General features: G+C 60.9%; 25 protein-coding genes and 1 pseudogene. 6 read left to right on the top strand and 20 right to left on the bottom strand.

Going from position 1 to position 24,157, the window contains the following annotated elements:
• Positions 1-19: 19 nt before the first annotated feature.
• The 4 genes from cpaB to QCE79_RS26035 all read right to left on the bottom strand — a co-directional run bounded on the left by cpaB (position 20) and on the right by QCE79_RS26035 (position 2,701).
• Entirely contained in the window at positions 20-985 is a 966-nt protein-coding gene (gene cpaB / locus QCE79_RS26050) for a Flp pilus assembly protein CpaB (protein WP_309848750.1), read from the bottom strand.
• Between the two features lie 12 nt (positions 986-997).
• Positions 998-1,507, bottom strand: a complete 510-nt coding sequence (locus tag QCE79_RS26045) for a prepilin peptidase (RefSeq protein ID WP_309848747.1) — start codon at positions 1,505-1,507, stop codon at positions 998-1,000.
• A gap of 72 nt (positions 1,508-1,579) precedes the next feature.
• Positions 1,580-1,765, bottom strand: coding sequence for a Flp family type IVb pilin (locus QCE79_RS26040; protein ID WP_309848745.1), 186 nt, complete (start codon positions 1,763-1,765; stop codon positions 1,580-1,582).
• 498 nt (positions 1,766-2,263) lie between these two features.
• On the bottom strand, positions 2,264-2,701 hold the full coding sequence (locus QCE79_RS26035) for a low affinity iron permease family protein (RefSeq protein ID WP_244829390.1): 438 nt from the start codon (positions 2,699-2,701) through the stop codon (positions 2,264-2,266).
• Between the two features lie 47 nt (positions 2,702-2,748).
• On the opposite strand from QCE79_RS26035, the gene QCE79_RS26030 reads away from it, so the two are divergent.
• Positions 2,749-3,333: a DNA-3-methyladenine glycosylase gene (locus QCE79_RS26030; protein WP_309848741.1), complete on the top strand. Its 585-nt coding sequence runs from the start codon at positions 2,749-2,751 to the stop codon at positions 3,331-3,333.
• Positions 3,334-3,460: 127 nt separating this feature from the next.
• The gene (locus QCE79_RS26025) at positions 3,461-3,997 is read left to right on the top strand and encodes a carboxymuconolactone decarboxylase family protein (protein ID WP_309848738.1); all 537 of its coding nucleotides are present in this window, start codon (positions 3,461-3,463) and stop codon (positions 3,995-3,997) included.
• Here QCE79_RS26025 and QCE79_RS26020 read toward each other — a convergent pair.
• From QCE79_RS26020 to QCE79_RS26010, 3 genes and pseudogenes are all read right to left on the bottom strand, one after another.
• Positions 3,994-4,767: a slipin family protein gene (locus tag QCE79_RS26020; RefSeq protein WP_244829387.1), complete on the bottom strand. Its 774-nt coding sequence runs from the start codon at positions 4,765-4,767 to the stop codon at positions 3,994-3,996. The two genes, QCE79_RS26025 and QCE79_RS26020, sit on opposite strands and share 4 nt — an antisense overlap.
• Before the next feature lie 13 nt (positions 4,768-4,780).
• Positions 4,781-5,266: pseudogene (locus QCE79_RS26015) on the bottom strand (NfeD family protein); the annotation flags it as partial.
• 108 nt (positions 5,267-5,374) lie between these two features.
• Positions 5,375-5,863 (bottom strand): BON domain-containing protein, encoded by a 489-nt coding sequence (locus QCE79_RS26010; protein WP_250467345.1) that lies wholly within the window; start codon positions 5,861-5,863, stop codon positions 5,375-5,377.
• An 88-nt stretch (positions 5,864-5,951) separates the two neighbouring features.
• Here QCE79_RS26010 and QCE79_RS26005 point away from each other — a divergent pair, with 88 nt between their 5' ends.
• From QCE79_RS26005 to QCE79_RS25995, 3 genes are all read left to right on the top strand, one after another.
• A complete protein-coding gene (locus QCE79_RS26005) occupies positions 5,952-6,371 on the top strand; it encodes a secondary thiamine-phosphate synthase enzyme YjbQ (RefSeq protein WP_244829385.1) in 420 nt (139 codons plus the stop codon).
• A gap of 72 nt (positions 6,372-6,443) precedes the next feature.
• The gene (locus QCE79_RS26000) at positions 6,444-7,685 is read left to right on the top strand and encodes an aspartate carbamoyltransferase (protein ID WP_404989438.1); all 1,242 of its coding nucleotides are present in this window, start codon (positions 6,444-6,446) and stop codon (positions 7,683-7,685) included.
• Between the two features lie 93 nt (positions 7,686-7,778).
• Positions 7,779-8,093: a hypothetical protein gene (locus QCE79_RS25995; protein ID WP_244829384.1), complete on the top strand. Its 315-nt coding sequence runs from the start codon at positions 7,779-7,781 to the stop codon at positions 8,091-8,093.
• Between the two features lie 148 nt (positions 8,094-8,241).
• On the opposite strand, the gene QCE79_RS25990 is transcribed toward QCE79_RS25995, so the two are convergent.
• From QCE79_RS25990 to QCE79_RS25960, 7 genes are all read right to left on the bottom strand, one after another.
• Positions 8,242-8,676 carry a BrnT family toxin gene (locus tag QCE79_RS25990; RefSeq protein ID WP_309848733.1) on the bottom strand — a complete coding sequence of 145 codons (435 nt, stop codon included), beginning with the start codon at positions 8,674-8,676 and terminating at the stop codon, positions 8,242-8,244.
• A gap of 13 nt (positions 8,677-8,689) precedes the next feature.
• Positions 8,690-9,460 carry a CDP-diacylglycerol diphosphatase gene (locus QCE79_RS25985; protein WP_309848730.1) on the bottom strand — a complete coding sequence of 257 codons (771 nt, stop codon included), beginning with the start codon at positions 9,458-9,460 and terminating at the stop codon, positions 8,690-8,692.
• A 127-nt stretch (positions 9,461-9,587) separates the two neighbouring features.
• On the bottom strand, positions 9,588-11,066 hold the full coding sequence (hydA, locus tag QCE79_RS25980) for a dihydropyrimidinase (protein ID WP_250493564.1): 1,479 nt from the start codon (positions 11,064-11,066) through the stop codon (positions 9,588-9,590).
• Positions 11,067-11,112: 46 nt separating this feature from the next.
• A complete protein-coding gene (locus tag QCE79_RS25975; protein WP_309848726.1) occupies positions 11,113-12,624 on the bottom strand; it encodes an NCS1 family nucleobase:cation symporter-1 in 1,512 nt (503 codons plus the stop codon).
• 32 nt (positions 12,625-12,656) lie between these two features.
• The gene (gene preA, locus QCE79_RS25970) at positions 12,657-13,943 is read right to left on the bottom strand and encodes an NAD-dependent dihydropyrimidine dehydrogenase subunit PreA (protein WP_244829380.1); all 1,287 of its coding nucleotides are present in this window, start codon (positions 13,941-13,943) and stop codon (positions 12,657-12,659) included.
• 38 nt (positions 13,944-13,981) lie between these two features.
• Positions 13,982-15,304 carry an NAD(P)-dependent oxidoreductase gene (locus tag QCE79_RS25965; RefSeq protein ID WP_309848721.1) on the bottom strand — a complete coding sequence of 441 codons (1,323 nt, stop codon included), beginning with the start codon at positions 15,302-15,304 and terminating at the stop codon, positions 13,982-13,984.
• 93 nt (positions 15,305-15,397) lie between these two features.
• Entirely contained in the window at positions 15,398-16,678 is a 1,281-nt protein-coding gene (locus QCE79_RS25960; RefSeq protein WP_309848718.1) for a Zn-dependent hydrolase, read from the bottom strand.
• A gap of 352 nt (positions 16,679-17,030) precedes the next feature.
• Here QCE79_RS25960 and QCE79_RS25955 point away from each other — a divergent pair, with 352 nt between their 5' ends.
• The gene (locus QCE79_RS25955) at positions 17,031-17,726 is read left to right on the top strand and encodes a TetR/AcrR family transcriptional regulator (RefSeq protein WP_250467350.1); all 696 of its coding nucleotides are present in this window, start codon (positions 17,031-17,033) and stop codon (positions 17,724-17,726) included.
• A 21-nt stretch (positions 17,727-17,747) separates the two neighbouring features.
• On the opposite strand, the gene QCE79_RS25950 is transcribed toward QCE79_RS25955, so the two are convergent.
• The 6 genes from QCE79_RS25950 to hutH all read right to left on the bottom strand — a co-directional run bounded on the left by QCE79_RS25950 (position 17,748) and on the right by hutH (position 24,050).
• Positions 17,748-19,073, bottom strand: a complete 1,326-nt coding sequence (locus QCE79_RS25950) for a DUF1996 domain-containing protein (protein ID WP_309848714.1) — start codon at positions 19,071-19,073, stop codon at positions 17,748-17,750.
• 453 nt (positions 19,074-19,526) lie between these two features.
• Positions 19,527-19,835, bottom strand: coding sequence for a DUF4148 domain-containing protein (locus QCE79_RS25945; protein WP_309850586.1), 309 nt, complete (start codon positions 19,833-19,835; stop codon positions 19,527-19,529).
• Positions 19,836-20,148: 313 nt separating this feature from the next.
• Positions 20,149-20,952 (bottom strand): N-formylglutamate deformylase, encoded by an 804-nt coding sequence (gene hutG / locus QCE79_RS25940; protein ID WP_309848712.1) that lies wholly within the window; start codon positions 20,950-20,952, stop codon positions 20,149-20,151.
• 286 nt (positions 20,953-21,238) lie between these two features.
• A complete protein-coding gene (locus tag QCE79_RS25935; RefSeq protein ID WP_309848709.1) occupies positions 21,239-21,814 on the bottom strand; it encodes a HutD family protein in 576 nt (191 codons plus the stop codon).
• A 2-nt stretch (positions 21,815-21,816) separates the two neighbouring features.
• A complete protein-coding gene (gene hutC / locus QCE79_RS25930; protein ID WP_309848706.1) occupies positions 21,817-22,512 on the bottom strand; it encodes a histidine utilization repressor in 696 nt (231 codons plus the stop codon).
• The gene (gene hutH, locus QCE79_RS25925) at positions 22,509-24,050 is read right to left on the bottom strand and encodes a histidine ammonia-lyase (RefSeq protein ID WP_250467355.1); all 1,542 of its coding nucleotides are present in this window, start codon (positions 24,048-24,050) and stop codon (positions 22,509-22,511) included. The genes hutC and hutH overlap by 4 nt, the downstream gene beginning before the upstream one ends.
• Positions 24,051-24,157: the final 107 nt, after the last annotated feature.

Here is a 24,157-nt window from a genome sequence, read left to right as displayed (position 1 = left end):
TCCGTCGGACGGCTCGGCATTAACGCTGAACGGGGACGGTCGGCAGCGGGGGAGCGTTTTCAGTGACGACGCCGCCGGCTTGCGCGACGCTCGTCTGGCCGTCGCTCTTTTCCGATCCGCGATAAACCGTGACCGTGCGCGGCAGCGGCGCGGCGCTGACGCCAGGCGCGCTTGGTTGCGGCGCGCGGGCATGCGGCAGAGCACGCACGGCGCGGGAGATATCGCCCGCCCAGATCGGCGGACGCTCGGCCGAGGGCGCGCTAGCCGCAGCAGCGTTCGCCGGATCGCGGCTCGCCGTGGCAAAGCTGCGCAGCGCGAGCGATAGGCTGCCAAGACGCGCGGCAACAGCCACGACTTCGCCCATGCGCGGCGTGACTTCGAGCGTGACGGTGCGGGCGCGCGTGACGTTATCGGGGGCGTCGCTATTCGCCTTCGGACGTTTGATTTCGGAGCCGACAGCCAGCACGCGGACATGCTCGACCACGGTTTCGCTCGACACGGCGAGGTCCGGCGAATCGGTGCGGCGGTCCATCTGCTGAGTGAGAAGCAGATCGACATAGTCACCCGGCTGTATCAGACCCGCGTTGCCTGAGACGTCGTCCACGGCAACCGACACGGCGCGCATTTCAGGTTTGAGCGTCGCGGCAAGAAAACCCGGCGCGCTGGGCAGGATCACATCGTCGGTGACGAGGATCGCGCCGCTATCAACCGGATGGCGCAACAGCGCCCCTTTCAGTTCCGGCGCGTTTGGCGCGCCGGAAACAATGGCGTTTGGCGGAATCTGGTTAGCGGGCGTCGCCTTCCAGGTGATGTCCTCGTCGCGCAGCAAAAGGCCTTGCGGCAGAGCGGCGGCGCTGACGAGAACCTTTTCGGTGGTGATCGCAGGCGTGGATGGCGCGGACGCGTTCGCCACGACCACACGCACGATCAGCGCGATAAGGAGGGCGCCGACGAGCAGCACCGCAAATTTGATGATGTTGGACATGGGAGCGTTGTCCTATCGCGTCGATAACAAGGGCAGCGCGGCCGGAAGCACGATCACGAGACCGCCGCCGAATGCGAGCGCTACACCGTAGGGCACACCACGCGTGCCGGAGAACATTGCTAGTGCGCGCATGGGCCGCGACGATTGTTCGGGATTCATGTTGCGAGTCACGAGACTGACCAGCGAGACCACCGTGCCGATCACCGAAATGAACGTGAGCGCGGGCAAGGAAAGGCTGAGTCCTGTCCACAGGAAGATGACCGCCGCAAGCTTCGCATCGCCTCCGCCGAGCATGTTTGCGGCGAAAAGCGCGGCGCAGACCGCGAACACGACACAGGCCAGCACGAGATGCGCGATAACATCGTCGATCGGGCGTTCGAGCAGTACAGCGTCGATGAAATAGAGCGCGCCGATCACCATGACGATCCGGGTTGGCAGGCGGCGAGCGCGAACGTCGACGACGGCGAGCCACAGGAGCGCACACAGCACGACGAGACGAATGGCGAGGGAGGCGAACTGCACGGTCGATGGCTTCTGAAAGAGGGAGGAACGAGAAGGAGATCCGCGCGACTCACGCGGATCTCGGCCGCTCGCTTAGCCAGCGTTGCCGGTCGCGGTCGTGACCTTCGCATTCAGGCCCGTGAACCAGGTCTGGATGTTGCCGCTAAAAGTTGCAGCCATCGCTCCGAGCGCGACTGCGACGATCCCAGCCAGAATCGCGTATTCCATCGCGCTGACGCCACGTTCGTCGCGGATGAATTTCTTGAGAAACTTGGTCATTTTGGTCATTCCTTGTTTTTGCATTGAGTAGGTAGGTGCGGCCCGGCATTAGGGGTACCGGGTACAGCAATCCTAGCTAGAGCCACAAGGAATTACTTCGCCATTTAGAGGCCGGAAATGGCCTTAATTCGACGTTTTAAAATGAATGAACTAGACCGCTGTCGGCAAACGACGCTAAAACTTTATAGAGAGAAATTTTTCTTTTAGCGTGTTTAAAGCGTGTCTTGAAAGCGAGCGCGCGACTCTCCGTGCCTTTGCATTTTTTTCAGAAAACGTTTGCGAGGCGTTCGGGCTCCGCCTTTGCATGCCGGGGCTTCGACGGCGTTCGAGGCCGTCGCTCCGACCGATGCCGCTTATTATTCAAGCATCGCTAAAACCGGATATCGCGCTGTAAGGTTAATGCTACAACCATTAATACCTGCTTGTCACGCGCTTTAGCACGTTCTGCAAACTTTTTGTTTAACCTTAAGCGCGACTGTCATCGGGCGCAATATCCAACTATTTCTTTTCCTTGCGTCGGGCATCGTTCGGGAAAATCGGCATGTCGATATCCTTGCTCGCCGAGCGCAAGTCGTCACGCGCTTCCTCCGCCAGTTTTGCATAGCGCTTACGAAAAATGGCCAGGTCTTTCTCGTCGAGTTCTTCGAGGTCGAGTAAAGCGTTATGCGCGTTGTCCACTGCACGGATCAATTCATCGAGCTTGATCTGCATAGCGGCGGTATCGCGGTTCTGGGTGTTCTGGATGAGGAACACCATGAGAAACGTGACGATGGTCGTCGACGTGTTGATGACAAGCTGCCATGTGTCGCTGAAGTGAAAGATCGGACCGGAGACGGCCCACACGATCACCAGCACGACCGCAATGATGAACGTCGACGCATGTCCCGCCACGCGCGAGAGACCATTCGAGAACTTGAGGAACCAGGAAGACTTCATGTGAGCATCTCTCCGTCGTTATCTTGTGCGCGGTTAGAATACCTTCTGTGAAAGCCAAGCCCACACTCCATTCTGCTATCGACTTCAATGCCGCGTCGGACATCGTGGCGCGGCAGCTGATCGGCGCCATCGTCACTTTCGATGGCGTCGGTGGACGTATCGTCGAAACCGAAGCATACGACCGCGAAGATCCCGCTTCGCATACTTTCTCGGGTCTCACGCCGCGCAACGCGGTCATGTTCGGACCGTCCGCTCATGCTTATGTCTATCGATCCTATGGCATCCACTGGTGTCTGAACTTCGTTTGCCGCGAAGAAGGTCATGGCGCCGGCGTGCTGATTCGCGCCATCGAGCCGCTCGTCGGACTCGATCTCATGCGCGAACGACGCGGGCTCGAACCCATCAAGCTGCTTTGTTCCGGCCCGGGCCGCCTTGCGCAAGCCCTGGGCATCACGCATAAGCAGAACGGCATGTCGCTGCTCGAAGCGCCGTTCTGCGTCGAAGCACCGGACGATGCAGTCGATATTGTGAGCGGGCCGCGCATCGGCATTTCCAAGGCAATGGACGTGCCCTGGCGCTTCGGCCTCGCCGGGTCGAGGTTCGTGAGCAAACCCTTTCCATCCTCTTCTTGAAACATCATCCACTCGATTGAGACGCGCGAGCATCTTTCCGAGCCTGGAGAGCATTCACGCGATTCCGGCAAAGACATACAGTGCATCCATGCCACGACACATGGCAATCAACCAAAAGGAGCACACCATGTCCCGCATTTCCAAAGTCGATGTGAACGAAGCCACGGGTGACACCGCCGAACTCTTCGCCAAGATCAAGAAGGCCGCAGGCCGCGTACCCAATGCGTATGCAACCGTCGGCACGCATAGTCCCGGCGCGCTCGCGGCATCGCTCGCCAATGACGCGACGCTCGCTAAAAGCAGTTTGAGCAAAGCCGATATCGAAGCCGTGAAGCTCGCCGTCAGCGGACAGGCAGGTTGTGACTATTGTGAAGCCGCGCACACGGTCGTCGGCAAGCTGGCCGGTCTCACGCAGGAAGAAACGAAGCAGATTCGCGCGAGTACCGCCACCGGCAACGATAAACGCGATGCGCTCGTGCGCTTCGTGCGCGAAGCCACCGGTTCACGCGGCACGGTGAAAGCCGAAGTGCTCGATGCCGTGCGCGCGGCAGGTTACAGCGACGCGCAAGTGATCGACGCGCTCTTCGCCGCGAGCGTCATCAACTTCACGAATCTCTTCAATCGCGTGAACGACACCACGCTGGACTTCCCCGCGCTGGTTTAACTCTCGCGGCCACCCTTGCCGATCTTGTCGAGCACCGCGCTCACGATATCGATCGGTATGGGGAAGACGATCGTGGTGCTCTTGTCGCTGGCGATCGTCGTCAACGTCTGCAAGTAGCGCAGTTGCATGGCTTGCGGCGCCTGCGCCAGCATCTGAGCCGCTTGCAGAAGTTTCTCGGATGCCTGCAACTCCCCTTCCGCATGAATGATCTTCGCGCGGCGCTCGCGCTCGGCTTCGGCCTGGCGCGCGATGGCGCGGATCATCGTCTCGGCGATATCCACGTCCTTGATCTCGACATTCGATACCTTGATGCCCCAGGCATCGGTCTGGGCATCGAGCACGCGCTGAATGTCGCTGTTCAGGCGCTCGCGTTCCGAAAGCAGATCGTCGAGTTCATGCTTGCCGAGTATCGCGCGCAAGGTGGTCTGCGCGAGCTGACTCGTGGCTTCCAGAAAACGCGCGACCTGAATCACCGCTTTCTCCGGGTCGACGACGCGAAAGTACACCACCGCATTCACCTTCACCGAGATGTTGTCGCGCGTGATGACATCCTGCGGCGGCACGTCGAAGACGACGGTGCGCAGGTCCATCCGCACTACTTGCTGCACCGCCGGAATGATCAGCACGAGCCCCGGCCCCTTCACTTTCCAGAAGCGGCCGAGCGTGAACACGACGCCGCGTTCGTACTCGCGAAAAATGCGCACCGACGAAAGCACGAGAATGATGACGAGCGCAATGACAATGCCGCCAAACCCAAAAGTAAGCCCCATTTTTAATGCCTCGTTAGTGTTGATGCGATTGCCGGTCGCGCTCCAGCGCTTCGACCATGAGCGTCAGTCCGTGCCGCGACAGCACACGCACGAGCGCGCCCTCGCCTGGAAGTTCTCGCGAAGAAGCCGTCTGCACGCGCCAGCGTTCACCGTGCACACGCGCCCAGCCACTTGCGGGCGCGGCGCCGGTTGCATCGAGCATCACGCCGATACTGCCTGGCATCGCTTCGCTGCCGCTCACCACGGGCCGCTTGCGCGCCTTCAAGGCGACGCTCGACACGCCGAACACGAAGAGCGCGGCTACGATAGCGAACCCCGTCAAGAGGCTCAAGGGCATGCCGAAGGCAGGCACTCCGTTATTGACGAGCATGAGCGCGCCGGTCGAAAACACAATGATTCCGCCGATGCCGAGCGCGCCGAAGGTCGGCAGGAACATTTCCGCGACGAGTAAGCCGAGCCCCAGCACGACGAGACCCAGACCGGCGGAGTCGAGTGGCAAGAACGTGGCCATCAGCGACATATGACTGAGCCACTCGCAAAGATGGGTTTTCATGGGCGACGACCGCCGGGGACGATGCTGCTTTCAGCTTACGCGCGAATTGCGCGCTCAGGGCTGCGTTGTCGTCCGGTCGATGATCTTTTCGACATCGGCGGTCTCGCCTAATTCCGATACGAAGCGCGCTTTGTCGAAATCGCGCGTGACGCAGCCGTCGAGATAGATGAAGCGGCGCTGGATCGTGAGCCACAGGCTGGTGTGCTCGCGCCACTGCAGCGACGCGTTGAGCGCGTTGAGGCGGCGCGTCGTGCTCTCGGCGATTTCCCGGTCGTACGCGTAGCTGTTCGAGAGGCGGCAGCGTCCCGCGATCCAGCAGCTATTGCCGCGCTCGATGCGGTAATGCGCTTCGTCGCGCCATTCCTGTTCGGTTTCGACGGGACCGCGCGGGGTCGGGCAATTCGCGATTGCTTTCGATACTTGCATGAACGGGTCGTCACCGCGATTGACGCGTGCGTCGTCGGCGAGTGCCGCAAGCGTGACGGGCAGCAGGCACGCCAACGCGGTCAGATAGCGCCATCCGGGCGGGACTTTCGATGTCATCGCTCTTTGCTCCCTTGCCAAAAGCATAGCCGGTAGACTGACAGAAGCATCTTCCCGCATCTTTCGCATCTTTTCGAACGGGACCGACATGAAACAGGCACTTCAACATCTGACGGTTGCAACCGGCTCGCGCGGTTTGCACGAAGTCACGCGCGCCATCGACCGCTGGGTCGATCATCAGGATATCCGCACCGGCTTGCTGACCATCTTCTGCAGACACACGTCCGCGTCGCTCTTGATTCAGGAGAACGCCGATCCCGACGTGCGCACGGACCTCGAACGCTATTTCGAAACCGTCGCGCCCGAAGCGCCGGGCCGCTATGTCCACGACGCCGAAGGTCCCGACGACATGCCCGCGCATCTGCGCACCGCGCTCACCACCGTCCAGCTCTCGATTCCGGTCGAAGCGGGCCGCATGGTGCTCGGCACGTGGCAAGGCATATACGTATTCGAGCACCGCACGGCATCGCATGATCGCGAACTGGTGTTGCATCTGATCGGCGAGTGACCTAATATACGCTCCGTGTACATTCAAGGAGCGACGACCGTGAGCCAGCAACAGACCGTGCTTCGCGACGCCATGCGGCGTCTGAACATGACCCGCGATGCCTTCGCGGCCCGCATCGGCGTGTCGCGGCGTGCGCTGGACACATGGCTTCTGCCGGACGAGTCGCCGGAATCGCGCGCCATGCCGGAGATCGCCGCGCGCTATGTCGGCGAGATTCTGGACGGCATGCCCGAGGGTGGAACATCTACGCAAAGCGTATATCCGTCGATTGCATACGAAAGCCGCCCGCAGCTCGTCTCCATCGATCAGTTCTCGCGTGAATCGGCCGAAGCGCTCTTTCGCACAGCGGACATGATGCAGCCCATCGCGCGGCGCCGAAAAATCACGCGCGTGCTGGAGGGCGCGGTGCTGGCGAACCTGTTCTTCGAGGCGAGCACACGTACCCGTGTGAGTTTCGGCTCGGCGTTCTGTCGGCTCGGTGGCTCGGTGGTCGACACGACCGGCTTCACGTTCTCGTCGATGGCGAAGGGCGAATCCATCTACGACACGAGCCGCGTGATCAGCGGCTATGCGGACGCTATCGTCGTGCGGCATCCCGAGCAAGGCTCCGTCGCGGAGTTCGCGCGTGCGACCAACATTCCCGTGATCAACGCTGGCGACGGCCCCGGCGAGCATCCGAGCCAGGCGCTGCTCGACCTCTACACGATCCAGCGCGAGTTTTCGCGGCTCGGGAAAATAGTTGATGGCGCGCATATCGCGATGGTCGGCGACCTCAAATATGGCCGCACCGTCCATTCGCTTGCCAAGCTGCTCTCGCTTTACAAGGGCCTCAAGTTCACGCTGATTTCGCCGGGTTCGCTGGAAATGCCGGCGCATATCATCGAGCGAATCGCGCGGGGCGATCATGTTATCGAACAGACGAGCGATCTGCGCGCGGGTCTTGCGGGCGCGGATGTCGTCTATGCCACGCGCATTCAGAAAGAGCGTTTCGCGGACGAGTCCATCGAAGGCTATACGCCGGACTTCCAGATCAACCAGGCGCTCGTGAACGAAGCCTGCGGACGCGACACGCTCATCATGCATCCGCTGCCGCGCGACAGCCGTCCCGGCGCGAACGATCTCGCCACCGACCTGAATCACGATCCGCGTCTTGCCATCTTCCGGCAAACCGACAACGGCATTGCAGTTCGAATGGCGATCTTTGCCGTTCTGCTGGGCGTTGAGCATCAGGTGCGGCATTCCATGCGCGACGCGACGTGGAAATCGCCGGCTTCCATCGGCCCGGACGACGCGGTTTTTCAGGGCTTCGATTGATGAGATTTTTACGCGCCGCATCTGTTTCCTGATACGGCGTTGACAAGGCCCCGCGTATGCTTATATCAAGAAAAGACGCGATGGAGCCCGATCATGGATATGACACTTGCGCAGTTTGCCGGCCATCACGGCGGCGCTTGTCAGCGGTTACGGATCATGGCGCGCGCCCGCATGGCGAACGACGATGCATCTTGCGAGCGCATCCGCCAGTTGTTTCACTCGCCTCTCGGCGTATATGTCAGTCAGGCGCAGCGCGAAGGATGCGCGCTAAGGCTCGAATTCGATGTAGCGAGCGAAGACCTTGCGTTCACATTACGCACTTTGCGACGGGTCATGCCGGAAGCGCGGGTCGAAGGCGTCGGTCCGCGAGTGTTCGCGCATCGAGTGATAAGCCGTGAAGCGCATTGACCCGTTGCCGCGCGACTGACTGGGGAAGTCAGTCGCACAAGCAGGACGTCAACGCGGCGGCGTAACTTGGTTTGCGGTTAATTCACCGGACTGGCTGTCTGCCCAGCGCATGGCGGCTTCGAACTCGGCGTCGGACATGACGTAGGTGTCAGGGTCCATCTGAATGCCCCGTTCGATCTCCGCCTCCTCTTCCGGCGTATTGCGGTAAAACCTGTACGATGCTTCGCTCATATCTCTCATTCTCCCGGTTATTGGCGCGACGCAAGCTGATGATTCGCAATGCGCCGCCTCGCTGCGTGAACACCACGCAATGTACTTTCCCTTCTATCGGCACGAAGCCGACCTCGCGTACCTCGCCGTAGTCGCGACGAGCGTCTGCGTGACACATCACCTCTCGCCACGCGATTTCCCGCGTACGTTCCAGCGACATGCCATGACGATTGACGTTCGCCGCGTCCTTCTGCGGATCGAACAAGATGTCGATGTGCATTATCGTGACTACATGAAAGAAGTTTGACAAGAGGCGTTCAAGCGGCGTCACAAAATTTTTCTTCGTGATCCGAATGAAACAGCCTGCCGTCATTCTTGCTCTTTCGTCACGGTTTCTCTATAGACCGATCGGCTAACGCGCACGTGTGATCCTGCAGTTCTTCCGACGAAGCCCAGTCGCCCGGTTGCACATGATCGTTGAGAAGAAAGAATCCGGGCTTGCCATCGGGCAACCATGCGCCGGCCAGCAACAGCGTCTGGTCGCCCATCGTTTGTCCGCGACGCGCCGCGTAAGGCGCGAGCAGCGCAAAAGGATCGGTATGCGTAAGATCCGCGTCGTCGATCCGCATGGCGTCGTACCGATGCCCGCGCAAGCGCACCGGCAACGGCGCCCATTCGCGGCCGATGCCCGGCCCGACTTCGCGCAACGTCTGCGCGACGTCGGACGCGAGGCAGTCGATATGAATATGCAACTGGTTCTGCGTGCGCCCGCTTGCCGAGTTGATTGCAAACGACACTTGATCGCGTGGCAAGGAGCGGCGAAGCTTGTCATCGACATAACGGCGCGCTCGCCATGCGTCGCGCCAATAATTCGGCGTCTGCGGCTCCAGTATCAAGGGACTTTCGATGCCGCTCACACGCGCCGTCGGAATCAACAGATATTGCGCGACGCCCACGATATCCTTCAGCACCGCGTAGCCGTCCGTGAGGTTTACGTCGGCGCATTTCTGCTTGACCGGCGCGCCCTCGGCGGCGGGCTCGCAATAGTCGTGGACGATTTCCCACAGCGCGTTCGGATTCGCCGCGCGCGCAGTGGAAAGCGTCGTGCAGAAGGCCGTCGTGACAGCGAGAAGGCAAAGCTTGTGGAGGTTTCGCATCGGCATGATTCGGGCAGCGCTGGATAAGAGGACAGCGTGCCGGATTATGCTTGCAAGCGTGTGAACATGCTTCGGATGTGACCAAGCCCGGTGCAGCGTCGAGCCACACGAGGCCGGTTCGAACCACTCAGGCGGCCTTCATTGCCTTATCCCCCGCGCGCTCCACCGGATGCTGCTCCTTCAGCTTGTTCTGCACGCGCGCCGCCTCGAAGTACGACGAATTTGGCGGACGCTTCAGGTATTGACCCGCGCCGCGTACCGCGCGCAAATCGCCATCGGTCCAGGCGAGTTCGCCGCGCGTGAGCGTATGCGTGGCCACGCCTTGCACCGTCATGCCCTCGAACACATTGAAGTCCACCTTCTGATGATGCGTCTTCACGGAGATGGTCCGCGTCGCCGCCGGGTCCCACACGACGAGGTCCGCATCCGAACCCACCTGCACCGCGCCCTTCCTCGGATACAGATTGAAGATCTGCGCCGCGTTGGTCGATGTCACGCGCACGAACTCGTTCGGCGTGAGACGCCCCATGTTCACGCCGTGATGCCACAACACCGACATCCGGTCTTCCACGCCGCCGCAGCCGTTTGGAATCTTCGTGAAGTCCTCTCGCCCCATGGCCTTTTGCGATGCACAGAACACGCAATGATCCGTCGCCGTCGTGTGAAGCTGCCCGGACTGCAGCCCGCGCCACAGCGCCTCGCGATGCTCGCTCGTGCGAAACGGCGGGCTCATCACGTGCGCGGCGGCACGCGTCCAGTCGGGATCGCGATACACCGATTCGTCGATCACGAGATGCCCCGGCAGCACTTCGCCGAACACACGCAGGCCGTCGTTGCGAGCACGCGCAATGACATCGACGGCATCTTTCGCCGATACATGCACGATATAGATAGGCACGCCGAGCACCTGCGCGATGCGAATGGCGCGATTGGCCGCCTCGCCCTCCACTTCAGGCGGGCGCGAAAGCGGATGCGCCTCCGGTCCCGTGAAGCCCTTCGCAAGCAGTTGCTTCTGCAACTGGAACACGAGCTCGCCGTTTTCCGCATGCACGGTCGGCAGCGCGCCGAGTTCGAGCGAGCGCGTGAAGCTGTTCACGAGCACTTCGTCATCGGCCATGATCGCGTTCTTGTAGGCCATGAAATGCTTGAAGCTGGAGACGCCGTGCTCATGCACGAGCAGGCCCATGTCGCGATGCACCGATTCGTCCCACCACGTCACCGCGACGTGAAAGCCATAATCCGCCGATGCCTTCTCGGCCCAGCCGCGCCACTCCTTGAACGCTGCCATGAGCGGTTGCTTCGGGCTCGGAATCACGAAATCGATGATGCTCGTCGTGCCGCCCGACAAGCCCGCCGCCGTGCCGGTATAGAAGTCGTCGCTGGCGGTCGTGCCCATGAAAGGCAGTTCCATGTGCGTGTGCGGATCGATCCCGCCGGGCATCACGTACTGTCCGCCCGCGTCGACGATCTTCGTGCCCGCCGGTACTTCGAGATCCGGCCCGATCGCCAGGATCGTGCCGCCGGACGCGGCGTCGGCGCACAAGACATCTGCGCGATAGCTGCGTTCCGGATCGATGATGGTGCCGCCGCGAATCAGGGTTGGCATTGTCTTCTCCTTGCGAATCTTGGGCTTCGAAAATTCCTTCGGACGCTCATGCGCTCAGAACCCCGGCCTGCGGGCTGCCGCGCAGCTTCATCCACGAACCATACACGAGCGCGGCCAGCACGAGCCCGACGAACCAGGCATACGTATAAAGCATGTTGAAGAACGCCGGCACGTTAGGGAACGACGCGGGGAACGCCGTATGCAGGAAGCCCGGCAGATTGGGCAGCACGCCGACGAGCAGCGCCACCACCGCCGCGATATTCCAGCCGCCGCTATACGAATATTCGCCGTGTTCATCGAAGAGTTCGTGGTGATCGAGCCGGGTGCCGCGAATCAGGAAGTAATCGACCATCAAAATGCCCGCGACGGGCCCGAGCAACGCCGAGTAACCGACGAGCCAGGTAAAGATATAACCCTGCGTGGTGGCGAGAATTTTCCACGGCATCATGACGATGGCGATCGTCGCCGTGATCATGCCGCCCGCGCGATACGAAATGCCCTTTGGCCAGAGACTCGAAAAATCGTAAGCCGGACCGACGAGATTGGCCGCGAGATTGCAGCACATGGTGTCGAGCGTGAGGATGACGAGCGCAACGCCCACGCCGATGCCCGTCATGCGGCTCGTCAGGTCGATCGGGTCCCAGATCGCCTTGCCGTAGATCACGACCGTCGCCGATGTCACCACCACCGAAATCACGGACAACAAGGCCATCGGCGCAGGCAGACCGATGGACTGCCCGATCACCTGATCGCGCTGCGAGCGGGCGAAGCGCGTGAAGTCGGGAATGTTCAGCGCGAGCGTCGCCCAGAAGCCGACCATCGCGGTAAGACCCGGCCAGAACGTCGCCCAGAAGAGTCCTTCCTTCTTGCCACCCGCGACGAACTGCGACGGCGCCGACAACATGTTGCCGATGCCGCCCGCCTTGCTCGTCGCCCACCAGACGAGCGCGATGCACATCAGCACCTTGATCGGCGCGGACCAGCTTTCGAGCCAGCGGATCGAATCGGTACCATGCACGATGAAGTAAATCTGCAGCGCCCAGAACACGAGGAAGCACGCAAGCTGTCCGGCAGAGATGTCGAGAAGCGGCAGCGCCTCGCCGTGCAGCGCGTTGCCCGTGAGAATGTTGAGCAGCGTGTAGATCGCGCTGCCGCCGAGCCACGTCTGAATGCCATACCAGCCGCATGCGACGACGGCCCGCAACAGCGCCGGTAACTTCGCGCCCTGCGTGCCGAACGACGAGCGCACCAGCACCGCGTAAGGAATGCCGTGCTTCGCCCCCGCGTGACCGATCAGGAGCATCGGCACGAGCACGATCAGGTTGCCGAGCAACACCGTCACCACCGCCTGCCACGGCGACATGCCCTGCTCGGTGAGCCCCGCCGCGAGCATGTAGGACGCGATGTTCATCACCATGCCGACCCACAGCGCCGCGAAGTGATACCACTTCCACGTGCGCTGCGCGAGACCCGTTGGCGCGAGGTCGTCGTTATACAGGCTGCTCGCCTGCAAGTTGGCCGCGAAATTCGGATCGACAGATTGCGCTGTCTGCTTCATCGGACGAACTCCTGTTGATCGTTGCAATGACTTCAGGCGGCTTTGGCGGCTTCTTCCGCATCGACACGCGCCGGATTGTTCGGATGCGTGGTCCAGTTCGCGTACTCGCCGGCATCGACGCGTTCCATCGTGATGCATTGCTCGACCGGGCATACGTGCATGCACAGATTGCAGCCGACGCACTCGGCATCGACGACTTCGAAGTGACGCTTGCCGTCCTTCTCCTTGAGAATGGCCTGATGCGACGTGTCCTCGCACGCAATATGGCACAGCCCGCACTTGATGCACTTGTCCTGATCGATGCGCGCCTTGATGTCGTACTTGAGATTGAGGTACTTCCAGTCCGTCACGTTCTGCACCGCGCGCCCGCGAATGTCGTCGAGCGTGGCGTAGCCTTTTTCGTCCATCCAGTTCGAGAGGCCGTCAGCAAGATCGGAGACGATGCGAAACCCGTAGTGCATCGCCGCCGTGCACACCTGCACGCTGCCCGCGCCGAGCACCATGAATTCGGCGGCGTCGCGCCAGGTGGAGATTCCGCCGATGCCCGAGATCGGCAAATCGGGCGTTTCGGGGTCGCGCGCGATCTCGGCGACCATGTTGAGCGCAATCGGCTTCACGGCCGGGCCGCAGTAGCCGCCGTGCGTGCCTTTGCCGTCGACGGTGGGCATCGGCGCCATCTGGTCGAGGTCGACGGAGACGATCGAATTGATGGTGTTGATGAGCGACACGCCATCCGCGCCGCCCTTGAACGCCGCGCGCGACCCCATGCGAATGTCGCTGATATTCGGCGTGAGCTTCACGAGACACGGCAACTGCGTGCCTTCCTTCACCCAGCGCGTGACCATCTCGACATACTCCGGCACTTGCCCGACCGCCGCGCCCATGCCGCGCTCGCTCATGCCATGCGGACAGCCGAAGTTGAGTTCGACCGCATCCGCGCCGGTGTCTTCCACCTGCGTGAGAATCCACTTCCAGTCTTTCTCGTTGCACGGCACCATCAACGAGACGATCAGCGCGCGGTCCGGCCAGTCGCGCTTCACTTGCGCGATCTCTTTCAGGTTGATGTCGAGCGGGCGGTCGGTGATCAGCTCGATGTTGTTCAGCCCCGCCATGCGTTGCCCGTTCCATTGCACGGCGCCATAACGCGAACTGACGTTGACCACATGCGGGTCGAGTCCGAGCGTCTTCCATACGACGCCGCCCCAGCCCGCTTCGAACGCGCGGTTGACGTTATACGCTTTGTCGGTCGGCGGCGCCGATGCAAGCCAGAACGGATTCGGCGATGTAATGCCAGCGATAGTGCAGCGAAGATCGGCCATGTTTTTAGCGGCTCCGTATCGAATGCGTTGCGGGGTTTTTACGCGGCCTTGATCGCCGTGAGTTCGAAAGACGCGCCAATGGACGCCGCCGCGAGCTTGCCGTCCTGCACGGCCTGCACGGTGAGATCGAGTCCTTCGTGCGTCGCGCAGTCGCCGCCGGCCCAGACTTTCGCGAGCGTCGTCTGACGGTTCTCGTCGGTGACGATGCGCCCGCCATCGAGACTCAACAATTCCCGGTCGATACCCACCGGCACGAGCGTCTGCCCGATGGCCTTCAGCACCATGTCCGCTTCGATGATCAAGCGCTCGCCCGCGCGGTCGAACTCCACGCCCGTGACGTGTCCGTCCGCGCCGATCAGACGCACGGGGTTCGCATGCGTCACGATGGTCACGTTGTTGTTCTGCGCGAACTCCTGTTCCGCCCAGGTCGCGCCCATGTTCTCGACGCCGCGCCGGTACGCCATGGTCACCGAGGTCGCGCCGAGCTTGCGGCTTTGCACGGCGGCATCGACAGCCGTATTGCCGCCGCCGATCACCACCACACGCCGCCCGACCGGCACGCTCGCGAGGTCATCGGCCTGACGCACTTGCTCGATGAAATCCACCGCGTTCATCACGCCTTCGAGCGACTCGCCTTCCAGCGCCAGCTCACGCACACCCGCCAGACCGAAGCCGATGAACACCGCGTCGTATTGCTTGCGCAGTTCGTCGAGCGTCACATCGCGGCCGAGCGCCACGCCCGTTTTGATTTCGATACCGCCGATCGAATGCAGCCATTCGATCTCGCGTTGCGCGAAGTCTTCCACCGTCTTGTACGCCGCGATGCCGTATTCGTTGAGACCGCCGGGTTTGGCGCGCGCATCGAAAATGATCGCCTGATGGCCGGCCAGCGCGAGGCGATACGCACACGCAAGTCCCGCCGGTCCCGCACCGACGATCGCGATTCGTCGTCCCGTTTCCGGCGCGCGCTTGAACAAGGGTTCGCCGCGCGCCATCGCCGAATCGGTTGCATGGCGCTGCAACGCGCCGATTCGCACCGGCTCGTCAACCGGATGATTGCGCACGCAACTACCTTCGCACAGTATCTCGGTCGGACACACCCGCGAGCACATGCCGCCGAGCGGATTGGCCGAGAGAATATCGACGGCCGCGCCTTTGAGATTACCGTGACTGATCTTGCGGATGAAGCTCGGAATATCGATCTGCGTGGGACAAGCCTGCACGCATGGCGCGTCATAACAGTAATGACAGCGGCTTGCCGCGGCGGCGGCGGCAGTCGCATCGAGCAAGGGCGCGACATCCGAAAACTCGCATGCGAGTTGTTCCTGCGTGAGCCTGTGGCCCGCAATCTTCATGGTCATACGCGTTCCTTCTTCGATATGAGGACGTAGCGATTCCCGCCGTTCGCGCGGGACGACGCGAACGGTGCTTTGGAAAAAATCGACGAATAGCCGTTAAGAGACGGGTTCCGACGCGCGCTCGAGCATGGCGTGCAAAAGCACGTTCGCGCCCGCTTCGATCCATTCCTGCGAGGCGTCTTCTACTTCGTTATGGCTGATGCCGTCGACACAAGGAACGAATACCATCGATGTCGGCGCGACTTGCGAGAGGTAGCACGCGTCGTGGCCCGCGCCCGACACCATGTCGCGATGCGAATAGCCGAAGCGTTTGGCTGCCGCGCGCACGGAGTCGACGCACGCGGCATCGAACTTGACGGGTTCGTAGTAGAAGATTTGCTCGAGTTCGGTTGTGAGGCCGATGCCGCCCGCAATGCGCTCGACGCCTTCGCGCAGCGCGGCGTCCATTTTCGCGAGCACGGCGTCGTCGGGATGACGGAAGTCCACGGTGAAGAACACGCGGCCCGGAATCACGTTGCGAGAGTTCGGATAGACCTGCATCATGCCGACCGTGGCGCAGGCGAACGGCGCGTGATCCAGTCCGATGCGGTTGACGAGATCCACCACGCGCGATGCGCCGAGCAACGCGTCTTTGCGGCGCGGCATGGGCGTCGGGCCCGCATGCGCTTCCTGACCTGTCAGTGTGATCTCGTACCAGCGCTGGCCTTGCGCATCGGTGACGACGCCGATTGTCTTGTCCTCGGCTTCGAGAATCGGGCCCTGCTCGATATGCAATTCGAACGCCGCGTGCAGCTTGCGGCCGCCGCACGGAACGTCGCCTGCATAACCAATACGTTCGAGTTCTTCGCCGATGGTCTTGCCATCGACGTCCTTGCGCGACAACCCGTAATCGAGCGAGAACACGCCTGCGAATACGCCCGATGCGACCATCGCCGGCGCGAAGCGGGAGCCTTCTTCGTTGGTCCAGATGACGACCTCGACGGGATGCTCCGTCTCGATCGCGTGATCGTTGAGCGTGCGGATGACTTCGAGGCCGCCGAGCACGCCGTAGATGCCGTCGAAGCGGCCGCCCGTCGGCTGCGAATCGGCGTGAGAGCCCGTCATGACGGGCAGCGCGTCGGGATGACGGCCCGCGCGGCGCATGAACACGTTGCCCATCTGGTCGACGCTCACCGTGCAGCCCGCTTCTTTCGCCCAACTCACGATGAGATCGCGCCCTTCCTTGTCCAGATCGGTCAGCGCGAGCCGGCAGACACCGCCTTTGGGCGTTGCGCCGATCTTCGCCATCGACATCAGGCTGTCCCACAGACGTTGACCGTTGACCTTGATGGACGTGTCGAGACCAGCCTCTCTCATTGCATCCGTAACCGCGTTCATGCGCCTCGCTCCTTACGATGAGCTTCGTATGTCGGGGACTGCTTTTCGTGCATCCGGCGCGCGGCGGGTGCAGACTTGCACGCGCGCGGTGCATGCTTTTACTTGTACGATCGATGCTGCATTCGAGCCATTCGGCTTCGCTTCAAATCCTGTCCGACTGGACAGGTTGTAGCCGATTAAAATAAGCAAATCAACGTCTTTCGTGTTGAAGCGAACAGAGCGAGAAGCGTGCCATTGCGCTGCAGCATCACTTGGTCGAACTTGCTGAGGCATGCAGAATTGAGAACAGCGCGGCATGCACGAACGCCGCAAATCAGGCACGATGCGGCACACGAGGCCTACGGAAGGAACAATGAGACACGACGAAGCGTCGCCCGGCATCGAAGAAAGCAGTAACGCCGTTCCGCCTTTGCGGCGGCGCAAGGCACAAATTCGCGAGACCAACGAGGCTCACCTTTTGGCTTGCGCCGAAGCCGTTTTCGCCGAGAAAGGACTCGAAGGCGCGAGCACCGCGATGATCGCCGAGCGCGCCGGCCTGCCGAAAGCCAATCTGCATTACTACTTCCCGACCAAGCTCGCGCTCTATCGACGCGTGCTCGAAGACCTCTTCGAAGACTGGCATCGCGCGGCGGATACGTTCGAATGCAGCGACGATCCTGCAGAAGCGATCGGCGGCTATGTGCGCGCAAAGATGGAGTTGTCGCGGCGCCGGCCGCTCGGATCGAAAGTCTGGGCAAGCGAGATCATTCACGGCGCGCATCACATGCAAGACGTGTTGAACGAACGCGTAAAACCGTGGCTCGATACGCGCGTCACGGTAATCGAAGGATGGATCGCGCGTGGACTGCTTGCGCCTGTCGAACCGCAGACCTTCATGTTTCTGATATGGGCGATCACTCAGCATTACGCCGATTTCGACGCGCAGATTCGCGCGCTGAAGGGCAAGCGCGCGCTGACTCGAAAGGCGTTCGACGAGGAGACCGAGGAAGTCGTGCGGCTGGTGCTTCGCGCGTGTGGCGCGCGTTCGCCGGGCAACGAAATCCGATAGCCGCCTAGGTGGCGGCCAGCGTTATTTCAAAAACAGTGCAGGCACGCCTTTTTTCACTTCGCGCGAGTTTAATTCGACGACCTTGCTCGTGTTGTTTTTAATGCAGATCGCAATTTCAGGCGCCTTCGCGGCAATTTGCTGCTTGACGTATGCGTCGATGGAATTTATCCGGAGTTTATTAACGTTGTCGAGATAGATAGCGCCAACGGACTGCGGCGTGCAGGCACTTCCGGTAGGTGGCTTGTTTTGATCGTCCCAATTGGTTGCGGCGGCGAATAGGTACAAGTAGACCGCCGTGGAGTCGGTGACGTCGCCGCCCTGAGTCTGTATGAACGCGGTTTGATAGGTATAGTCCGTGATTACAGGCGTTGGAAACTTCATGAAAATAATGTCGCCCGGACCTACGCGCAGTTTCTCGTCTGCATTGTGCGGAGTGCCGCCGGAGTCAAGCCACGTATCCGAACTGGACTTTACATAGTAGGTCGGAATATCGCTGCTGCACGCGGTGTTTCCATTATTGGAACAATTGTCGGTTGCGTATTGAAGGCTATCCGGCTTCCATGCATTGATAAAGTCGGCGTGAGCGGTATATAAACTTCCCCATTGCGGCGTCAGCACGCCGTTCACCATGATCGGGTCCATCGACAACTGCGCGCCGTTCAGATCGCCGTTATTGCCAAGCGTGTATTGCAAGTTTAATTGCAGTTGCTGAATCTTGATCGGATACGCTTCGGGACATGAACCATCTTTGTTATTGTGGTAAGCCATGTTCTGAACGCCCGAGGAGAAATCCGGTTTAATGTGCTCGCCGTCCCAACAGTCCGGAAAATAGATCACGATGTCAAACTGCGCGTTGCCGTTCACAACGGGACAACTCGTCGGCGGATTCGCCATGTAGCCTACATTCTGGCAAAAATATGCAATAGCCGGATTTGCCGCGGTTCCGTGGTGGTCGCCGGCGAGCATCTCCAGACCTTGTGGGATAGCGGTAACGACCGGGAGCTCGGTGTTCTTTTGGTAGTAGGTCTTCTGGAAGTCGGGGACCACTATTCCGGCGGCGCGCTTCAATTGCGGCACCCAATAAGCGGACGCATCGGCCGTAATGTTACACGTCGTGGCTTTATTCACATTCAGCTTTGCGAGGTCGCTAAAGGCATCGGTCGACCGGTTACCGAAAAAATCGTGCTGCATGGCGAGTCCGGGTAATCCGTAACGAACAATGGAATCGTCGGGCTTCGTGTGAGAATACGCGCACTGTACGCTGAACTGACCGGCATAAACGCCGGTTGTCGTAGCTGCTAGGAGGATTAGCAATAGAAGTCGCAGCAAGGACGTGGCTTTTTTCATGACTATTCTCAGCTCTCTCGATAAAGTGAAATGCTCGCCGCAAGCATTGATTCACGTTGAATATCGACCGTTGAATTTATTGGCCGTCGTTCTGCCACATGAATTCTAGGATACCGGGACATCGAGAGAGCCTCGTTTTATTATTTTATTGACGCTCCTTTGCAAGTACGCGCGATATTTAACTCGTGCACATAAGCCGACTCATTTCGAAAGTGAACAAAACTGATCTGCGTTTCTTTTTTCGCGCCGATTAAATCGAGCGATCGCCACATTAAACAACGCGTCGAAATAAAAACGCCGGCCGCAAAAATCGCGGTCGGCGTTCCTGGTGCTGCTTACTGCAGAACTGCTCTACTACACTTCTCGCAAGTTACTACGCTTTCTGCCATCTACCTCACCTTCAACTGCCACTGCTACTGCCACCACCACTGCAACTTGCCGTTATTCGATCTCTTAATGACCGAAGTAGACCGAGTTACGATCCGACATCGACGCTGACGGACGTGCGCCCGCTTGCGACGAACCCGCAGTCGATGCGCCGTACGACGACGTACCTTGCTGTGCATCCACGCGCGCTTCGGCTGCCTGGAAGTTTTGCGGGTAGAACGCGTGGTCCGTCGACGGGTTATAGCCAGCCTTTTCCAACTGGACCAGCTCGGCGCGAACTTCTGCGCGGGTCACAGGGCCGTTGCTTTGTGCAAAGGCGAAAGTCGGAGCGGCCAGAGCCGAAGCAATAACGAGAGCCGGAACGAAAGACTTGATCATGATGAACCTCCTGGAATCTTGTTTTGAAATCGAAGACGAAGCCGGAAGCTTTTAAACAGTTTCTGATTTCGTTTCGCTTGAAAACAGTGTAGGAGGGACGCGACTTAGGGGAAACCCCAATTTGCAGGAAACATATTTGTCGAAGTCGCAACAATCGGGGATGCACAACTGCATGCCTTCGGCAGTTCAACATACATTAAGCCATTGTTTATATTGATCTTTCCACGCTAAAGAGTGCAATACAACCAGTGCTGCCCAAAAACATCATTACAGCGGCGTCAGACAATGGTCATCCTGACGCCAGCTAAATTCAGGGCGCTTTCACATGCTCCAACGCCGCGGTGACCAACTCCCGCAACAAGGGCTGAACGTCGCTCGCGCGCGCCTCATCGTAGGAATAAGGCGGTGCCTCGTTCATGTAAGTGGCCTGCGTGAGCTCCAGTTGCACCGCGTGAATCCCGTTGGCCGGCTGACCGTAGCGACGCGTTATGTAACCGCCCTTGAAGCGCCCGTTAGCCACCGTTGTGTAACGTCCGTCCGACTCCACGACCTGCGCGAGCCGCTCGGCCAGTCCAGGCGCCGCCGATGCTCCATCCGCCGTGCCGAAGTTGAAATCCGTGAGCCGGCCATTGAAGAAGCGCGGCACGACTGAGCGAATGGAGTGCGCCTCCCACAGCAACGCGTGCCCATGTTCCTCGCGCAAGGCGGCAAGTTCGGAAGCGAGCGCATCGTGATAAGGCTGCCAGTAGAGCGCGCGGCGCGCCTCGATCTGTTCGCGTGAAGGCTCATGACCTTCGAGATAAAGCGGCTCTTTCTCGAACGTATCGACGGGACAGAGGCCAGTCGTATCGCGGCCCGGATAAAGATTGGCGTCATCGGGCGGACGATTCAAATCGATGACATAGCGCGCGAATTGCGGCAGCAGAATCGACGCGCCCATCTCGCGCGCAAAGTCATAAAGCCGTTCGAGATGCCAGTCGCAATCATCCACTTTCCGCGCGACTGGCGTCATTTCTTGCGCGAGCCCGTCGGGTATACGCGTGCCGCGGTGCGGGATCGAGATGAGCAACGGCGCCGTGCCGCGCTCGAGCGTGTAGATCGCACAATCGTCCATGTGATGCCTCGCGTTTTATTAGTCGATGAGTGAACGCAATGCGTCTTCGTCCGCCTGACAACTTGCGTCGAGGATCTTGCATCCGCCGACGAAGACGTCGCGTTTCGGCGATTCACCATGCTCGCAGAAAACCGTATCGGAAAGCCAGCTTTTGGAGCCGCGTTCCTCCGTTGAGCGCAGCATCGAAAAGACAGTTGGCGCGATGCCGCACGCGTTGGCCGTCTTCCATCCATTCGAGCGTCATGTTGCGTCGCCAGCCATCGGGCATCTGGCGCGATCCACGCGTTCACGGCGTATGGATGCCTATCTGCAACCACGACGCATCTTGCGATGCTTCGCACGCGACGCGTCCGTCCGCCCTTTCGATACGCAAGCTGTCGCTCGCTGCGAGCGCGATGCGTTCTCCATGGGCCAGCACGACGTTCACCATGCCGCGCGCGCAATGCAAAAACGTGACGTCGTGGTCCGGCGTCCATTCATGCGACTCGAAGCGGCTCGTCACCGAAGCATGCGCGCGACCGCGACGCGTCATCACGTTGAAGTCGCGCGTCGGACCTTGCACGAGCGCCGCGTGGATGGGCGTTTCGCCGGCAAAGCGCGCCATCGCGAGCGGCTCGTTCAACGTATGCACATAGTCGGGTTCGGCGAGCGTCATGCCCGCGCCATCGAGCAGGATCAGCACGCGATCCACGCCCGCGAAGCTCGAAAACGCGCCATCCGCCGACACATCCGCGATGGAAAGCCGCCACGCGAACGTATCGATCGACGCGCCTTCCGGTCCCGCCGCGAGTTCGCGCGTATAGCCGCCGCCGTTCTTCCACGGCACGGCTGCGAGCGATGATGCGCGCAGAACGGTTGCCATGATCAAAAGTGGCCGGTGAACTGATAGCGGTCGCCGGGATGCCACAGATTCGCGACCGACGCCACCGTGTCGCGCGACCATGTTCGCCGATGCAGCAGCAGACACGGCTCGTGATCTTTCATCGCGAGCGCATGGCGAATCTCCGGCGATGGCAACGACGCCTCGATCCGATATTCGACCCGCTGCAAGGGCGCGGCAACCATCAGATATTGATTCGGCGTGATCTTCGTGAAGTCCTGACGCGCGTACTCGGGCGCAATGGCCGGGTTCACGTAGCGCTCTTCGAGTTGCACGGGCTCGTCGTTTTCGAAGTGCAGCACGCGCGAATGAAACACGGGACTGCCGAGCGCAAGCTGCATTTCGGCGGCTAGCGCTTCATCGACGATAGAGGCACCCAGATGCAGCACCGCCGCGCGATACGCATGCCCGCGCGCGACGATTTCATCGGAGATACTGCGAATCTCGACCAGTGTCGAAGCGTGTTTCGGCTGCGCCACGAACGTGCCCGCGCCCTGCACACGCGTGAGCACCTGTTCGGCCGTCAGTTCACGCACCGCGCGATTCACCGTCATGCGCGCCACTTTGAACTCGCGCGCGAGCTCGTTCTCGGAGGGCACCTGATCGCCCTCCTTCCATTCGCCGCCGTGAATGCGCTCGAGGATGTAGTCCTTGATCTCCTGATACGCGGGCGTGCTCATGCGCTTCGATCCGCGCTCTGTTCCGAGGCAAAGGAAAACGGACTGTGCTTTGCAATCTCGCCCGCCTGCACGAGCGTCGCAATGGCGGCGATATCGGGCGCGAAGTAATGATCGAGGTCGTAATGCGCGACTTGCGCGCGGATGGTCTGCATCACGTCGATAAGTGGCGCGCTCGTGCGATGCGGCGCGCGCAGATCGACGCCTTGCGCTGCCGCAAGCAGTTCGATGGCGAGAATATTGGCCGTGTTGCTCGCGATATCGCCGAGCTTGCGCGCGGCAAAGGTCGCCATGGACACGTGATCTTCCTGATTCGCCGAGGTCGGCAAGGAATCGACGGAAGCAGGATGCGCGAGCGTCTTGTTCTCGGACGCGAGCGCCGCCGCCGTCACATGCGCGATCATGAAGCCGGAGTTCACGCCGCCATCGCGTACGAGAAACGGCGGCAAGCCGGAAAGCGTCGAGTCGATCAGAAGCGCGATGCGGCGCTCGGCCAGCGCGCCGATTTCGGCGGCGGCGAGCGCGAGGTTATCGGCGGCGAAGGCAACGGGTTCCGCGTGAAAGTTGCCGCCTGACAGCACTTCGCCGGTGTCCGGGAAAATCAGCGGATTGTCGGAAACCGCATTCGATTCGATCAAGAGCACGTCGGCCGCATGACGCATCTGATCGAGACACGCGCCCATCACTTGCGGCTGACAGCGCAGGCTGTACGGGTCCTGAACCTTCTCGCAATCGGCGTGCGACAGGTTGATGCCCGAGCCCGCCAGCAACGTGCGATACGCCGCCGCCGAATCGATCTGCCCGCGATGTCCGCGCAACTCATGGATACGTGCATCGAACGGCACGACGGAGCCCGCGGCGGCGTCGACGGACAGCGCGCCCGCAACGAGGCCGGTGCGGAACAGGTCCTCGATGGCAAAGAGGTTGTAAAGCGCGAGCGCCGCCGATGCCTGCGTGCCGTTCAACAGCGCGAGCCCTTCCTTCGCCTGCAGCGTGAGCGGTTCGAGCCCGGCGAGCTTGAGGCCATCGAGCGCGCTTGCGCGTTCGCCGCGCACCATGACTTCGCCGATACCGAGCAGCACCGTCGACATATGCGCGAGCGGCGCGAGATCGCCCGACGCGCCGACCGAGCCTTTCACGGGGATGACGGGCAATACATCGGCGTTGAAAAGCGTGACGAGGGCGTCGATCACTTCGCGGCGAATGCCCGAATGGCCGCGCCCGAGACTCGACAGCTTGAGGGCCATCAAAAGACGCACGACCGGTCGCGACATCGGTTCGCCGACGCCGACCGCATGCGACAGCACCAGGTTGCGCTGCAGAAGTTCGAGCTGATCGGCGGGAATGTGAGTGTTGGCGAGCCGCCCAAAGCCCGTATTGATGCCGTAGGCCGGATCACCCTTGGCGGCGATCGCGGCGACGGCGCGCGCGCTCGCGTCGATGGCGGCGAAGCTCGCGGGATCGAGACTCAGCGAATCCGATCCGCGCGCGATGCGGCGCAATTGCGGCAGCGTGAGCTTGCCAGGCGTGAGCGTAATCATGTTTCTTCCTGTCTATACAAGTTAGGCACAAGTCTAAACGGGCAGAAAGGACGAAACAAGGGGCTATCCGGGATTACACCGAGGCAATCCCGAACATAGCGCTTGAC

The organism is Caballeronia sp. LZ003, from assembly GCF_031451465.1.
Lineage (GTDB): Bacteria > Pseudomonadota > Gammaproteobacteria > Burkholderiales > Burkholderiaceae > Caballeronia.
The sequence above is the reverse complement of the archived record's forward strand: the minus strand, read 5'-3'. Positions and strand labels throughout refer to the sequence as shown.

What these genes read in the sequence shown, in the direction of transcription:
- QCE79_RS25935 (WP_309848709.1), bottom strand. Translation starts at nt 21,814, where the DNA reads ATGGCAACCGTTCTGCGCGCATCATCGCTCGCAGCCGTGCCGTGGAAG.
- QCE79_RS26005 (WP_244829385.1), top strand. Translation starts at nt 5,952, where the DNA reads ATGAAACAGGCACTTCAACATCTGACGGTTGCAACCGGCTCGCGCGGT.
- hutH (WP_250467355.1), bottom strand. Translation starts at nt 24,050, where the DNA reads ATGATTACGCTCACGCCTGGCAAGCTCACGCTGCCGCAATTGCGCCGC.
- QCE79_RS26010 (WP_250467345.1), bottom strand. Translation starts at nt 5,863, where the DNA reads ATGACATCGAAAGTCCCGCCCGGATGGCGCTATCTGACCGCGTTGGCG.
- cpaB (WP_309848750.1), bottom strand. Translation starts at nt 985, where the DNA reads ATGTCCAACATCATCAAATTTGCGGTGCTGCTCGTCGGCGCCCTCCTT.
- QCE79_RS26040 (WP_309848745.1), bottom strand. Translation starts at nt 1,765, where the DNA reads ATGACCAAGTTTCTCAAGAAATTCATCCGCGACGAACGTGGCGTCAGC.
- QCE79_RS25960 (WP_309848718.1), bottom strand. Translation starts at nt 16,678, where the DNA reads ATGAACGCGGTTACGGATGCAATGAGAGAGGCTGGTCTCGACACGTCC.
- QCE79_RS25990 (WP_309848733.1), bottom strand. Translation starts at nt 8,676, where the DNA reads ATGACGGCAGGCTGTTTCATTCGGATCACGAAGAAAAATTTTGTGACG.
- QCE79_RS26000 (WP_404989438.1), top strand. Translation starts at nt 6,444, where the DNA reads ATGCGGCGTCTGAACATGACCCGCGATGCCTTCGCGGCCCGCATCGGC.
- hutG (WP_309848712.1), bottom strand. Translation starts at nt 20,952, where the DNA reads ATGGACGATTGTGCGATCTACACGCTCGAGCGCGGCACGGCGCCGTTG.
- QCE79_RS25965 (WP_309848721.1), bottom strand. Translation starts at nt 15,304, where the DNA reads ATGACCATGAAGATTGCGGGCCACAGGCTCACGCAGGAACAACTCGCA.
- QCE79_RS25950 (WP_309848714.1), bottom strand. Translation starts at nt 19,073, where the DNA reads ATGAAAAAAGCCACGTCCTTGCTGCGACTTCTATTGCTAATCCTCCTA.
- hydA (WP_250493564.1), bottom strand. Translation starts at nt 11,066, where the DNA reads ATGCCAACCCTGATTCGCGGCGGCACCATCATCGATCCGGAACGCAGC.
- preA (WP_244829380.1), bottom strand. Translation starts at nt 13,943, where the DNA reads ATGGCCGATCTTCGCTGCACTATCGCTGGCATTACATCGCCGAATCCG.
- QCE79_RS25975 (WP_309848726.1), bottom strand. Translation starts at nt 12,624, where the DNA reads ATGAAGCAGACAGCGCAATCTGTCGATCCGAATTTCGCGGCCAACTTG.
- QCE79_RS25985 (WP_309848730.1), bottom strand. Translation starts at nt 9,460, where the DNA reads ATGCGAAACCTCCACAAGCTTTGCCTTCTCGCTGTCACGACGGCCTTC.
- QCE79_RS26020 (WP_244829387.1), bottom strand. Translation starts at nt 4,767, where the DNA reads ATGGGGCTTACTTTTGGGTTTGGCGGCATTGTCATTGCGCTCGTCATC.
- QCE79_RS25995 (WP_244829384.1), top strand. Translation starts at nt 7,779, where the DNA reads ATGGATATGACACTTGCGCAGTTTGCCGGCCATCACGGCGGCGCTTGT.
- hutC (WP_309848706.1), bottom strand. Translation starts at nt 22,512, where the DNA reads ATGAGCACGCCCGCGTATCAGGAGATCAAGGACTACATCCTCGAGCGC.
- QCE79_RS26035 (WP_244829390.1), bottom strand. Translation starts at nt 2,701, where the DNA reads ATGAAGTCTTCCTGGTTCCTCAAGTTCTCGAATGGTCTCTCGCGCGTG.
- QCE79_RS26025 (WP_309848738.1), top strand. Translation starts at nt 3,461, where the DNA reads ATGTCCCGCATTTCCAAAGTCGATGTGAACGAAGCCACGGGTGACACC.
- QCE79_RS25955 (WP_250467350.1), top strand. Translation starts at nt 17,031, where the DNA reads ATGAGACACGACGAAGCGTCGCCCGGCATCGAAGAAAGCAGTAACGCC.